This window comes from Bordetella bronchialis (assembly GCF_001676705.1).
In the GTDB taxonomy this organism is placed as follows: Bacteria; Pseudomonadota; Gammaproteobacteria; order Burkholderiales; family Burkholderiaceae_B; genus Bordetella_C; species Bordetella_C bronchialis.
The window spans coordinates 5,156,344-5,168,563 of the sequence record NZ_CP016170.1; the positions used below are offsets into that span (position 1 = coordinate 5,156,344).

Genomic DNA, 12,220 nt, shown 5'->3' on the forward strand with positions numbered 1-12,220 from the left:
GGCCGCCACGGCGGCCTTACATCGGCGTAATGCGCGTGGGGCCATTGCCGCTGATCACCTGGACACGCTGGCCGACACTGATCGGCACGTCGGCTTCCTGCGTCACGACGCGGGTCTCGCCGTTATCCAGGCGTACGGTGATTTCCAGGCCGGACGTCGTGCCGACGCGGTTTTCCACCATATTGCCGGCCAGGGCGCCCAGGATGGCGCCGCCCACGGTGGCAATGGTACGACCGCTGCCGCCGCCGATGGCATTACCGGCGACACCGCCCAGCGCGCCGCCGGCGAGCAGCCCCGCGCCGCTGGACTTGTCGTTCTGGATAGTGACAGGGCGCACGCCCGTGACGACGCCGGTGCGTACGATCTGTTCGCGCTGCGCCTGGTCATAGCTGTAGACGGCGCTGGAAGCGCTGCGGTTGGCACAACCGGATACCAAGGCCACCGCGGCAACGGCCGCGGTAATGGCAACCCAGCGAGCCGCGCGCGAGCCGCGAACCCGCGCGGGGCCGAAGGAAACGGAGGGAACGGTGTTATTCATAATGATGCGGCTCCTGTCGGTACATACCAGCGTTACGGATGATACTCCCGCGGTCCGGGCGGGATCGCCGAAATCACGCACTGGGAAATACGTTGCAACGTCTGTTTTAGCTTAGTCCGGCGGCGCGCCCGCAAGTTTCAGGCCGGGCCCTGTTTTTCTCCCGAGCCGCGTAAACGCCGGACCGCAGGGACACCGCGCTGGGAAAGCAGCGCCCCCGCGACGGCCTTTTTCAGGCGGCGGCCGGCAACTTCAGGCCATAGGTCTGTTGCAGCAGATTACCAATTTCGTCCCGCGTGGGCGCGTGGTTCTGCGGCCCGCGCGAGGCGATCTTGATTGCGCCCATTACATTCGCCAGCTTGCAGCTGTCCAGCCAGCTCCATCCGCTGGTCAAGCCATGCAGCAGGCCGGCGCGATGTGCGTCGCCGCATCCCGTCGGGTCCACCACCGCCTGCGCGCGGACCGGCGCGATGGTGTGTTCGGTGCCTTCGGTCCAGAGGCTGGCGCCCTCCGCGCCACGGGTGACGATGACGGCGCGCAGGCCGGCGGCCAGTTGCGCGATGCTCTTGCCGGTGCGTTGTTCCACCACGCCGGCCTCGTAGTCGTTCACCGTCAAGGCCTGGGCCAGCTGCAGCATGCGCTGGAGGTCCGCGCCATCGAACAGCGGCATCGCCTGGCCGAGGTCGAAGACGAACGGGATCCCGGCGGCGTTCAGGCGCTGTGCGTGCGCGAACATGCCCTCTTTGGCATCCGGCGCGACGATGGCCCACTGCGCGGCCGTGCCCGTAAGATCGTTTTCGGCCGCGTGCGCCATCGCGCCCGGATGGAAGGCCGCGATCTGGTTATCGTCCAGGTCGGTGGTAATGAAACACTGCGCGGTGAAGGTCTGCGGGACGACCTTGACGTGCCGGGTGTCGATGCCCAGGCCGGCCAGGCGTTCCAGGTAGCCCCCGGCGTCCTCGCCCACGGTAGCCACCGGCAGGGGATCGCCCCCCAGCAGCTTGAGGTTGTAGGCGATATTGCCCGCGCAGCCGCCGAACTCCTTGCGCATGAACGGCGTCAGGAAGGACACGCTGAGCGAATGGATGCGGTCGGGCATGATGTGCTCCTTGAACCGGCCCTCGAACACCGCGATGGTGTCGAACGCCATGGAACCGCAGACCAGAACTGGAGCTGCCATGTTGGGGAATCCTTTATCCAGAAAGATCAGGGGAAAAATTTGTCGAGCTGGTAGCCGTTCACGTGCAAGCCGTTCACGGTCAGCGGCACGGCCAGGGTTTGCTCGGCCCCGGCCTGGAAGGGGCCACGCGTGCCCGGGGGCAGGTAGTTTTCGGGCAACAGCACCTTGCGTACGACCACTGTGTCCGAAAGATCGGTCAGCTGCAGCACCAGGGCCGGCCACGGCTGCGGTTTGTCATAGCGGTTGCGCAGGGTGACGCGCAGCGTCAGCCGCATGACGCCGTCCTCCTGCGCCACGCCGCTTTGCGGCTGCAGCGAGGACGCCGTGATGGAAATACGCTCCAGGCGGCGCGTGTACCCGACCTGGCAGCCCAGCGGCGCGCAGGCGCCCTCCAGGACGGGACGCAGCGCGGGCACGGCCGTCGCGATGGAGGTGCGGTAGATATACACACATTGCAGCGCCAGGGCGACTAGCCCGACCAGGCAGCCAGCCACCCAGAGCCGCGCAAACAGCGAGCGACGACGCTGCACCTCTTCATCCATGAAGATGGGCGGCGCCATGCCGGCATCGGTCAAGTCGTCGTAGCGGGTACGCGCTTCGCCGGGCACCGCGACAAAGGCAGGTTCGTCCTCGTCGACCAGGTCGCGATCGGCGTAGATGGGAAAACGGTCGTCGCGCGGCAGGGCCATATCGCGGGCCTGCTGCTCGGCGTCCTCCAGATCGTCCTGGCGGTATGGCGCATAGGGTTCGCGGTAGCCGGCGGCATCGTCTTCATCGAAGTCTTCGACATCCTTCCGTCGTGGCGTCGTCGCGGGTCCGAAGACAGGTCCGTGCTGCTCGGGGATGGCGCGCCGGGTATCCTCCCGCCCACGCAGGACGGCGGGTTCCGGAGTGACGCCGGCAGGCACGGTCCGGGAAGGCGGAACGGCGGCGCGGGATGGCGCGGCGTGCCAGGATGCCGAACCGGCCGGCGCGTTCCCGGATGCCGCGGTGTCGGGCGAGGCCGTATCGATTGAAGCGGTATCCGGTGCCGGGGGATAGGACGGCGCCGGATGGGAGGCCGCCTGACGGGGCGGCGCGGGATAGTACGGCGATTCCTGCGGCGCGGGATAGGACGGCGGATGGTAGGCCGGAGGTTCCTGCTGCGCGGGATAGGACGGCGGATGGTAGGCCGGCGGCTCCTGCGGCGCGCGCACGGATAGCACGGGCGACGCCTGTGCGGGCACGGCGCCCTGGGCGGAAGCGGACTCGGTGTGCGCGCCCGGGGTGGGGCGAACCGCCGGCGCGGGTGCGGACGCCGGCGTGGGCCGTGCCGGCGTGGCGGCACCCTGGCCGCCGACGATGCAGGCCTGGCCATCGAACACCCGTGAGCAGGCGCCGCAGCGTACCAGGCCATTGCGCACGCGCAATTGATCGGCCACCACCTTGAAGGCGGTACCGCAATGCGGGCAACGGGTGGTCATGGCCATCTGCGCTACCGTCCCGGCCCGTTCTCAGGCCTTGCGTCCGTGCAGGCAGACCCAGCCATCGCGCTCGCGCCACACCGACATCGGCATCCAGCGCGCGTAGACGGCGCAGACTTCCTCGGCCTGGCGCGCCAGCACGCCGGACAGGACCAGCGATCCGCCCTGCGCCACGCGGCCGCACAGCATGGGCGCCAGCACTTTCAGCGGATTCGAGAGGATATTGGCCACGACGACGTCGCTGGCGCCTTCGCCCAGTTCGTCCGGCAGCATGGCGAGCAGCTCCACGCCGTTCACCCGCGCGTTATCGCGCGTGGCGACCACGGCCTGCTCATCGATGTCGACGGCCCAGGTACGGCCGGCGCCCAACTTGCGCGCCGCGATGGCCAGGATGCCCGATCCGCAGCCATAGTCCAGCACCGTCGCGCCGGCCGGCAGCTGTGCCTCCAGCCAGGCCAGGCAAAGATGGGTGGTGGGATGGCTGCCGGTGCCGAAGGCCAGCCCCGGGTCGAGTTCGATATGGATATCGCCGTTCCGCTCCGGCTGCCCCAGGCCGGGTACGGCCGGATCGTCGCGGTGCCAGCTGGGCACGATCCAGATGCGGTCGGCGATATGGATGGGCCCGAACTGCTGTTGCGTCAGCCGCACCCAATCGGCGTCCGGCACATCGCGCAGCGACCAGCCGGCGAGTGCGTCGGCATAGTCGCCGCCCAGCTCCGCGGCCACGCTTTCGACGATCTGCGCCGGATCCGTGCCGTCGGGCAGCAATGCGACCACGCGGTTGCGTTCCCAGGCCTGGACGGCAGGCTCGGTGCCCGGCTCGCCGAAGAGCGGCTGCTCGGCGTCGGTATCCCGGTCGGCGTCTTCCACGGAGACCGACAGGACACCGGCCTCCAGCAGCGCATCGGACAGCGCTTCGGCCTGCGCCTCGGAGGAATGGAGCACCAGCTCACGCATGAAACGATCTTCCGTATGAATATCCGCGGACCGGCCGGCGCCGCCCGGCTTGCGCCGCGGCCGCGCGCGGCGCATCCCTGGCTACGTCGGGCGCGCGCACCCGGTGTGCCGCGGTCCGCCCCTGCCCTGCCGTGGACCCTGGGGGCCGCGCGGCCGGACCGTCGTATTGTACGTGGGGCGGGCCGCCCGGAAACGCCCGCGCGGCTTCTGCTCAGGGACGCTGGGCCAGCTTCTGCTCCAGGTAATGGATGCTGGTGCCGCCCTCGATGAAACGGGCGTCCTGCAGAAGCTCCCGGTGCAGCGGAATATTGGTGGAAATCCCTTCGACGACCATTTCCGACAAGGCGATGCGCATGCGCGCCAGCGACTGCTCCCGCGTGTCGCCGTAGGTGATGACCTTGGCGATCATGGAGTCGTAGTTGGGCGGCACGAAATAACCGTTGAAGGCATGCGAGTCGATGCGCACCCCGGGACCGCCCGGCGTATGCCAGTTGGTGATCCGGCCGGGGCTGGGCACGAAGCGGAAAGGATCCTCGGCATTGATGCGGCACTCGATGGCGTGGCCTTTCAGTATCACGTCGCGCTGGCGCAGCATGAACTTCTCGCCCGCCGCGATACGGATCTGCTGCTGGACCAGGTCGATGCCCGTGATCAGCTCGGTCACCGGATGCTCCACCTGGATACGCGTGTTCATTTCGATGAAATAGAACTCGCCGTTCTCGTAGAGGAACTCGAAGGTGCCGGCGCCGCGGTAGCCGATCTTGCGGCAGGCATCCGCGCAGCGGTCGCCGATGCGTTCGATCAGCCGCCGGGCGATGCCGGGCGCGGGGGCTTCTTCGATGACCTTCTGGTGGCGCCGCTGCATGGAGCAATCGCGCTCGCCCAGCCAGATGGCGTTACGTCCGCCGTCGGCCAGCACCTGGATTTCGATATGGCGAGGGTTCTCGAGGAACTTCTCCATATAGACTTCCGGGTTGTTGAAGGCGGCCCCGGCTTCCGAACGCGTCATATTGACGGCATTGATCAGCGCGGCCTCGGTGTACACCACGCGCATGCCGCGGCCACCGCCGCCGCCCGCCGCCTTGATGATGACCGGATAGCCGACCTCGCGCGCGATGCGCAGGATTTCCTGGGGATTGTCGGGCAAGGCGCCTTCGGAGCCGGGCACCACCGGCACGCCGGCCTCGATCATGGCGCGCTTGGCGCTGACCTTGTCGCCCATCAGGCGGATGGAATCCGGCCGTGGGCCAATGAAGACGAAGCCGCTCTTTTCCACCCGTTCGGCGAAATCGGCGTTCTCGGAAAGGAAGCCGTAGCCGGGGTGGATGGCTTCCGCGTCGGTCACTTCCGCCGCCGAGATGATGGCCGGCATGTTCAGGTAGCTTTCGCGCGAGGGCGGCGGCCCGATACACACCGACTCGTCAGCCAGCCGGACGTACTTGGCGTCGCGGTCCGCTTCGGAATGGACAACCACGGTCTTGATGCCCAGCTCGCGGCAGGCGCGCTGTATGCGCAGGGCGATCTCGCCGCGGTTGGCGATCAGTATTTTTTCGAACATGGGAACAGTCAGCCGATGACGAACAGGGGTTGGCCGTACTCGACGGGCTCGCCGTTTTCGACCAGGATTTCCTTGATGACGCCGGACTTGTCGGCCTCGATTTCATTGAGAAGCTTCATGGCTTCGATGATGCACAGCGGGTCGCCTTCCTTGACGGTCTGGCCGACGTCGACGAAGGGCGCGGCGCCGGGATTGGGCGACCGGTAGAAGGTGCCGACCATGGGCGCCTTGACCACGTGGCCCTGCACGGCTGGCGCCGCGGCGGGCGCGGCCGGCGCGGGCACGTTGGCGGCGGGTGCGGCCTGCGGCGCGGGAGCGGCCTCTGTCGGCTGGTGGTAGGCGACCGGCTGCACCGTCTGCGAGAACTTGACGATGCGGACCTTGCCTTCGCCTTCGGTGATTTCGAGTTCGGCGATGCCGGACTCCGCCACCAGGTCGATCAGGGTCTTGAGTTTTCGGAGATCCATATAAGTGCTTCCCGGAATGTTGACGACAGGCGGCCGAGCTGCCGCGCCGCATTGGATGGTTCTGTTGTGGGGGACAGGAAAACGGTCGAACGAAGTCAGTGGCGCGCGGCGTAGCGAACCGCGGCTTCGTAGCCATCGGGTCCCAGGCCCGAAATCAGTCCCACCGCCAGGTCCGACAGGTAGGAGTGATGCCTGAATGGCTCGCGCTTATACAAGTTGGACAAATGTACTTCAATAAAAGGAATGGACACGGCCGCCAGGGCGTCCCGCACCGCCACGCTGGTGTGCGTGTAGGCCGCCGCGTTGATCACGATGAAATCCGTCCCGTCCTCGCGGGCGGCCTGGATGCGTTCGACCAGCGCGCCTTCGTGATTGCCCTGCCACGCCGTCAAGGACACGCCCAGGTCGGCAGCCAGCGCCGCCAGGCCGTCATTGATCTGCGCCAACGTCAGGCTGCCGTAGATGCCCGGTTCGCGGGTACCCAGCAGGTTCAGGTTGGGGCCGTGCAAGACCAGTATGCGTTGCGCCATTGCTGCCAGAATGGAGGACCGGCGCCATCCGCGCACGGGGCGCGTCAGGACTGCATGCCGGGGTGAATCGGAATCGGCGGCCGAAGCCGCCCACCTAGGCTCGCATCATGACCGCCGGGTTGCACACCAGGGGGTTTTGACACGAAAACCGCGAATAACCCCGCTTTTTACGACAATTTCGCCTATTTGTCCATGCGCGTTACGCCGCCAGCGCGGTCAGCGTCTTTTCCAGCGCCCCGACGTCCACCGGACCGAGGATCTGCTGTTTAATCGCGCCATCTGCGCCCAACAGGACGGTAAACGGCAGCCCTCCCGGCGCGTTACCCAGCTTGCGCATCAGGTCTATGCTGCCCGGCCCGGCGATCAGCACGGGATAGGATACCGGCACTTTCGCCATGAATTTGCCGACGTTGGCCGATGTATCGATTGCCAGCCCGAGGAACTGCACGCCGGGGTGCTGCTTATGCAGCGCATCCAGTTCCGGCATCTCTTTAACGCAGGGCGGGCACCACGTGGCCCAGAAGTTGACCAGCATGGGCTTGCCCTTCCACTGCGACAGCGGTTGCGGCTTACCTTGGGTATCGGGAAAAGACTGGGCCAGCAGGCCCGCGGCGGACCCGGCGGTATCCGCGGCGGCCGCGCCGCGGACCAGGCCGGATTGGGCAGCCGCCAGGCCGCCCAGCGCGGCCAGCGATCGGAGAACAGTGCGTCGTTTCATCGTGTCATCTTACCCGGCGCCCGGGGCGCGCGGAAAGCCGCCAGGGCGGCGCATTGCTGCATCTACAATGCCGGCAGGAGAAACACCATATGCATCTGCACATTCTAGGCATCTGCGGCACGTTCATGGGGGGACTGGCCCTGATCGCCCGCGCGGCGGGCCATCGGGTCACCGGCTGCGATGCCGGCGTCTATCCCCCGATGAGCACCCAGCTGGCCGAACAGGGCATCGAGCTGGTCGAGGGCTATGGCGCCGAACAGCTGGATCTGCGTCCCGACCTTTACGTGATCGGCAATGTGGTGACACGCGGCAATCCCTTGATGGAAGCCATCCTGGACGCGGGGGCCCCCTACGTCTCGGGACCGCAGTGGCTCGGGGACCACGTGCTGGCGGGCCAGCATGTGCTGGCCGTGGCCGGCACGCACGGCAAGACCACCACCAGCGCCATGCTGGCCTGGATACTTGAATACGCCGGACTACGGCCCAATTTCCTGGTGGGCGGCGTGGCGCAAGACTTCCAGGTGTCGGCGCGCTACGACCCGTCGCGCCGGTTTTTCGTCATCGAGGCCGACGAATACGACACCGCTTTCTTCGACAAGCGGTCCAAGTTCGTCCATTACCGCCCCCGCACCGCCATTCTGAACAACCTGGAATACGACCACGCCGATATCTTCCCCGATCTGGCCGCCATCGAGACGCAATTCCACCACTTGGTACGCACCATCCCGCGCAGCGGGCGCATCGTGCTGCCCGCCGGCTCCCCGGCGCTGGAGCGCGTCCTGGCGCGCGGTTGCTGGTCGGATACCGCCCGCTTCGGCGACGATGCGCCATGGCAGGCCGGGCCGCCGGACGCGGACGGCGCCTTCGCGGTACGGCATCAGGGCGTCGACGTCGGCATGGTGCGCTGGCGCCTGCTGGGCGAACACAACCGCCTGAACGCGCTGGCCGCCATCGCCGCTGCCGAACACGCGGGCGTGTCGCCGCGGGCCGCGGTAGAGGCGCTTTCCGCCTTCGCCGGCGTGAAGCGGCGCATGGAACTGCGCGGCACGGTGCGCGGAGTGGCCGTCTACGACGACTTTGCCCACCATCCCACCGCCATCGAGACCACGGTCGCCGGCCTCCGGCGGCGGGTAGGCGATGCCCGCATCCTGGCCGTGCTGGAGCCGCGATCCAACACCATGAAACTGGGCACCATGGCCGAACGGCTGCCGGGCGCCCTGCAGGCCGCCGACCGCGTGTTCTGCTTCGGCGCGCAGTCGGGCAAGCATGCCCTGGGATGGGACCCGGCCCGGGTGCTGGCCCCGCTGGGCGACCGCGCCGCCGCCTACGACGACCTGGACGCGATGGTGGCCGCCATCGCGCGCGCCGCCCGCCCGGGCGACCACATACTGATTATGAGCAATGGCGGCTTCGGCGGCATCCACGGCAAACTGCTCGATGCGCTGGCCGCATCGCCGCCGGCGCCGGAGCGGCCATGATTCTCTACCTGCACGGATTCCGGTCATCCCCCGCCTCGTTCAAGGCGCGCATGCTGGCGGACGAAATGGCGCGGCGCGGCCTGTCCGCCGACTGGCGCTGCCCGCAATTGCCGCCCAGCCCCCGCGAAGCCGCGGACCTGGCCATGTCGCTGGCGCGGGACCAGCTGGATGCCCTGTCCCGCCAAGGCAGGACCTCGCCCCGCGCCCTGACGGTGATCGGATCCTCGCTGGGCGGCTACTACGCCACGTGGCTGGCGGAACAGCTCGATTGCAAGGCGGTACTACTGAACCCGGCCGTGCACGCGCCGCGCGACCTTGCCACGCAGGTGGGCCGGCAGAGTATGTATCATTCGGGCGCGCCGTTCGACTTCCGCCCCGAATACGTGGATGAACTGGCCGCCCTGGCGGTGCAAGCGCCGACCCGGCCGGAACGCTATTTCCTGGTCGCCGCCACCGGCGATGAACTGCTTGACTGGCGCGAGATGCGGGACTGGTATGCGGGCTGCCGGCAGCGCATCGTCGAAGGCAGCGACCACGGATTGTCCGACTTCGCCGTCTGGATGCCCGAAGTCCTCCAATTCGCGCTGGACACCCCGCCGGTATCGACAGGCCCCGACCAATAACTATTCAGCAGGATCGCGCGCGGACGGCGGCAGCCGCCCGCGCCCCAGATGGACCACGCCATGCACGTGTTTTACGAAGACGACGGCCAGCTCAAGGCCGGACATATCCTTTCCGAAGCGGACGCCAGCCTGCAGGTAGAGTCCGAATCGGGCAAACGCAGCAAGATCAAGCGGGCCAACGCGATCTTTACCTTTCCGGCGCCCGAGCCGGCGGAACTGCTGCGCCAGGCGGAAGCCGCCGCGCAGGAGATCGACCTGCAATTCCTGTGGGAATGCGCGCCGCAGGAGGAATTCGATACCTCGGCGCTGGCCGCCGACTATTACGGCCACGCGCCCTCGCCCACGGAGCAGGCCGCCGTGCTGATGCGCCTGCATGGCGCGCCGGCCTACTTCCATCGGCGCGGCAAGGGCCGTTATCGCCCCGCGCCGCCGGACATCCTGGCGGCCGCGCTGGCCGCCATCGAGAAAAAGCAGAAACAGGCCGCCCAGCAGCAGGAATGGGTGGACGAGATGGTCGCCGGGCGGCTGCCGGCGGAAATCGCCGCCATGGCGGAAACGCTGGTGGTGCGGCCGGACAAGAACACCATGCAATGGAAGGCGCTGGAAAGCGCCTGCTCGCGGCTGCAGAAAAGCCCGGACCGCCTGCTGCTGGACCTGGGCGCTTTCCCACATGCCCTGGCGCTGCACAAGCGCCGCTTCCTGGCCCAGTATTTTCCGCGCGGCACCGGTTTTCCGGAGGTGGAGCTGCCCGCGCCATCGCGCGAGCTGCCCCTGGCGGAGGCCGAGATCTATTCCATCGACGACGTTACGACCACGGAGATCGACGATGCGCTGTCCGTCACCGCCCTGCCGGACGGCAAGCTGCGTGTCGGCATACACGTCGCCGCGCCGGGCCTGGCCGTGACACGCGGCAGCGAGCTCGACAAGCTGGCGCGGGCGCGCCTTTCCACGGTCTATATGCCCGGCGACAAGATCCCCATGCAGCCGGACACCGTCATCCAGGCGTTTTCGCTGGATGCCGGACGCGAGGTCCCCGCCCTGTCGCTCTACGTGACGGCGGATCCGGACAATGGCGAAATCCTGGCCCATGAAAGCCGGCTGGAACGCATCGTGGTGCGGGAGAACCTGCGCCACAATCTGCTGGACGAAACGGTCACCGAAGCCGCGCTGGACGATCCGCAAGGGCCGCTGCCGTATGGCGACTGGCTGCGGCCGCTGTGGCGGCTGGCGCAGTCCCTGTCGGCGCGCCGCGATGAAGTACGCGGCAAGCCCGAGAACAACAGCCGGGTCGAATACAGCTATTACGTGGACGGCGACCCGGACAACCCCGACACCCCCGTGCGCCTGGTGCCGCGCCGGCGCAACGCGCCGCTGGACCGCATGGTGGCGGAATACATGATCCTGGCCAACAACCTGTGGGGCGGCCTGCTGGCGCAGCATGGCGTGCCGGGCATCTACCGCTCGCAGCAGGCCGGCCGGGTACGCATGAGCACCCAGCCCCTGCCGCACGAAGCCATCGGCGTGCCCCAATATGCCTGGAGCACTTCCCCGTTGCGCCGCTATGTGGACCTGGTGAACCAGTGGCAGTTGATCGCGGCGGTGGAAAACGGCGTATCCGCGCGGCTGGTGGCGCCTTTCAAGCCGCGCGACGCGGACTTGTTCGCCATCATCGGCGCCTTCGACGCGCAGTATGCCGCCTGGGGGGAATTCCAGAACACCATGGAGCGCTACTGGTGCCTGCGCTGGCTGGCGCAGCAAGGCGTCACGCGCGCCAGGGCCAGCGTGCTGCGCGACGACCTGGTGCGGCTGAACGATGCCCCGCTGGTCACGCGGGTGGGCGGCCTGCCGGCCCTGCCGCGCGGCGCCCAGGTGGAAATCGACTTGCTGGAGCGCGACGAGCTGACGCTGGAAGTGCAGTGCCGCTTCGTCGGCGAACTGGCGGCGGCGCCCGCCGACGAAGGCGTGGCCGACACCGAATAACGCAGCGTCCGCCCATGCCGCGATCCGGGCCGATGCGGGAGACCGAACCATGCGCATACTGTTGGTCGAAGACAATGCCGATCTGGGCGACGCGATCGAAAGCAAGCTGCGCGCGTCGGGCCACAGCGTGGAATGGGTGCGCGATGGCGAAGCCGCGCTGCAATGGAGCCGGCACGAGGAGTGGGACGCGCTGGTGCTGGATATCATGCTGCCCGGCAAGAGCGGCTTCGACGTGATCCGCGAACTGCGCGCATCCGGCATGGACGCGCCGGTGCTGGTGGTGACCGCGCGGGCCGAGATCGAGGACAAGATCGATATGCTGGACCTGGGCGCCGACGACTACCTGGTCAAGCCCTTCGACCTGCGCGAACTCGAAGCCCGGCTGCGCGCGCTGCTGCGCCGCCCGGCGGGCCGCACCACCAGCGTGGCGGTGCACGGCAACCTGACGCTGGACGTGGCGGGGCGCACGGCGCACATCGGCGGCGTGCCGGTGACCCTGGGCCGCCGCGAATTCCGCCTGCTTGAAATCCTGCTGGACCGCCTGGGCAGCACGGTCGGCAAGGAAAGGCTGATGAGCCAGCTTTTCGACCTGGAAGACGTGCTGCCCAACGCGCTGGAACTGCTGGTATCGCGCCTGCGCCGCAAAATCGCCGGCGCGACGGTCGATATCGTTACCGTGCGGGGCGTCGGCTATCAGGCCCGCCTGCACGATCCCTCTTGAACGGCGCCCC

At 67.9% G+C, this 12,220-nt stretch carries 12 protein-coding genes; 4 read left to right on the forward strand and 8 right to left on the reverse strand.

From position 1 onward, the window contains the following. Nucleotides 1-16: 16 nt before the first annotated feature. The 8 genes from BAU06_RS22615 to BAU06_RS22650 form a co-directional block, all read right to left on the reverse strand. Entirely contained in the window at nt 17-538 is a 522-nt protein-coding gene (locus BAU06_RS22615; protein WP_082988420.1) for an outer membrane lipoprotein, read from the reverse strand. 229 nt (nt 539-767) lie between these two features. Next, nucleotides 768-1,715, reverse strand: coding sequence for a carbohydrate kinase family protein (locus BAU06_RS22620; protein ID WP_066355892.1), 948 nt, complete (start codon nt 1,713-1,715; stop codon nt 768-770). Nucleotides 1,716-1,741: 26 nt separating this feature from the next. After that, on the reverse strand, nt 1,742-3,178 hold the full coding sequence (locus BAU06_RS22625; protein WP_231933940.1) for a DUF3426 domain-containing protein: 1,437 nt from the start codon (nt 3,176-3,178) through the stop codon (nt 1,742-1,744). Nucleotides 3,179-3,208: 30 nt separating this feature from the next. Next, nucleotides 3,209-4,135: a 50S ribosomal protein L11 methyltransferase gene (prmA, locus tag BAU06_RS22630; RefSeq protein WP_066359592.1), complete on the reverse strand. Its 927-nt coding sequence runs from the start codon at nt 4,133-4,135 to the stop codon at nt 3,209-3,211. 211 nt (nt 4,136-4,346) lie between these two features. Then, nucleotides 4,347-5,693: an acetyl-CoA carboxylase biotin carboxylase subunit gene (gene accC, locus BAU06_RS22635; protein WP_066355896.1), complete on the reverse strand. Its 1,347-nt coding sequence runs from the start codon at nt 5,691-5,693 to the stop codon at nt 4,347-4,349. A gap of 8 nt (nt 5,694-5,701) precedes the next feature. After that, nucleotides 5,702-6,160, reverse strand: coding sequence for an acetyl-CoA carboxylase biotin carboxyl carrier protein (gene accB / locus BAU06_RS22640; RefSeq protein ID WP_066355898.1), 459 nt, complete (start codon nt 6,158-6,160; stop codon nt 5,702-5,704). A 95-nt stretch (nt 6,161-6,255) separates the two neighbouring features. Beyond that, complete coding sequence (gene aroQ, locus BAU06_RS22645; protein WP_066355904.1) at nt 6,256-6,690, reverse strand: type II 3-dehydroquinate dehydratase; 435 nt, start codon at nt 6,688-6,690, stop codon at nt 6,256-6,258. A gap of 199 nt (nt 6,691-6,889) precedes the next feature. After that, nucleotides 6,890-7,408 carry a TlpA family protein disulfide reductase gene (locus BAU06_RS22650; RefSeq protein WP_066355906.1) on the reverse strand — a complete coding sequence of 173 codons (519 nt, stop codon included), beginning with the start codon at nt 7,406-7,408 and terminating at the stop codon, nt 6,890-6,892. Between the two features lie 89 nt (nt 7,409-7,497). On the opposite strand from BAU06_RS22650, the gene mpl reads away from it, so the two are divergent. From mpl to BAU06_RS22670, 4 genes are read left to right on the forward strand one after another with little or no spacing between them, the layout of a single operon-like run. After that, nucleotides 7,498-8,886: a UDP-N-acetylmuramate:L-alanyl-gamma-D-glutamyl-meso-diaminopimelate ligase gene (gene mpl / locus BAU06_RS22655; RefSeq protein WP_066355910.1), complete on the forward strand. Its 1,389-nt coding sequence runs from the start codon at nt 7,498-7,500 to the stop codon at nt 8,884-8,886. Further along, nucleotides 8,883-9,509: a YqiA/YcfP family alpha/beta fold hydrolase gene (locus BAU06_RS22660; protein WP_066355912.1), complete on the forward strand. Its 627-nt coding sequence runs from the start codon at nt 8,883-8,885 to the stop codon at nt 9,507-9,509. Before mpl ends, BAU06_RS22660 begins: the two co-directional genes overlap by 4 nt. A gap of 60 nt (nt 9,510-9,569) precedes the next feature. After that, complete coding sequence (locus BAU06_RS22665) at nt 9,570-11,489, forward strand: ribonuclease catalytic domain-containing protein (RefSeq protein ID WP_066359594.1); 1,920 nt, start codon at nt 9,570-9,572, stop codon at nt 11,487-11,489. 49 nt (nt 11,490-11,538) lie between these two features. Next, on the forward strand, nt 11,539-12,210 hold the full coding sequence (locus BAU06_RS22670) for a response regulator transcription factor (protein WP_066355914.1): 672 nt from the start codon (nt 11,539-11,541) through the stop codon (nt 12,208-12,210). The last annotated feature ends 10 nt before the right edge of the window (nt 12,211-12,220 follow it).

What these genes read in the sequence shown, in the direction of transcription:
- BAU06_RS22615 (WP_082988420.1), bottom strand. Translation starts at nt 538, where the DNA reads ATGAATAACACCGTTCCCTCCGTTTCCTTCGGCCCCGCGCGGGTTCGC.
- BAU06_RS22620 (WP_066355892.1), bottom strand. Translation starts at nt 1,715, where the DNA reads ATGGCAGCTCCAGTTCTGGTCTGCGGTTCCATGGCGTTCGACACCATC.
- BAU06_RS22625 (WP_231933940.1), bottom strand. Translation starts at nt 3,178, where the DNA reads ATGACCACCCGTTGCCCGCATTGCGGTACCGCCTTCAAGGTGGTGGCC.
- prmA (WP_066359592.1), bottom strand. Translation starts at nt 4,135, where the DNA reads ATGCGTGAGCTGGTGCTCCATTCCTCCGAGGCGCAGGCCGAAGCGCTG.
- accC (WP_066355896.1), bottom strand. Translation starts at nt 5,693, where the DNA reads ATGTTCGAAAAAATACTGATCGCCAACCGCGGCGAGATCGCCCTGCGC.
- accB (WP_066355898.1), bottom strand. Translation starts at nt 6,160, where the DNA reads ATGGATCTCCGAAAACTCAAGACCCTGATCGACCTGGTGGCGGAGTCC.
- aroQ (WP_066355904.1), bottom strand. Translation starts at nt 6,690, where the DNA reads ATGGCGCAACGCATACTGGTCTTGCACGGCCCCAACCTGAACCTGCTG.
- BAU06_RS22650 (WP_066355906.1), bottom strand. Translation starts at nt 7,408, where the DNA reads ATGAAACGACGCACTGTTCTCCGATCGCTGGCCGCGCTGGGCGGCCTG.
- mpl (WP_066355910.1), top strand. Translation starts at nt 7,498, where the DNA reads ATGCATCTGCACATTCTAGGCATCTGCGGCACGTTCATGGGGGGACTG.
- BAU06_RS22660 (WP_066355912.1), top strand. Translation starts at nt 8,883, where the DNA reads ATGATTCTCTACCTGCACGGATTCCGGTCATCCCCCGCCTCGTTCAAG.
- BAU06_RS22665 (WP_066359594.1), top strand. Translation starts at nt 9,570, where the DNA reads ATGCACGTGTTTTACGAAGACGACGGCCAGCTCAAGGCCGGACATATC.
- BAU06_RS22670 (WP_066355914.1), top strand. Translation starts at nt 11,539, where the DNA reads ATGCGCATACTGTTGGTCGAAGACAATGCCGATCTGGGCGACGCGATC.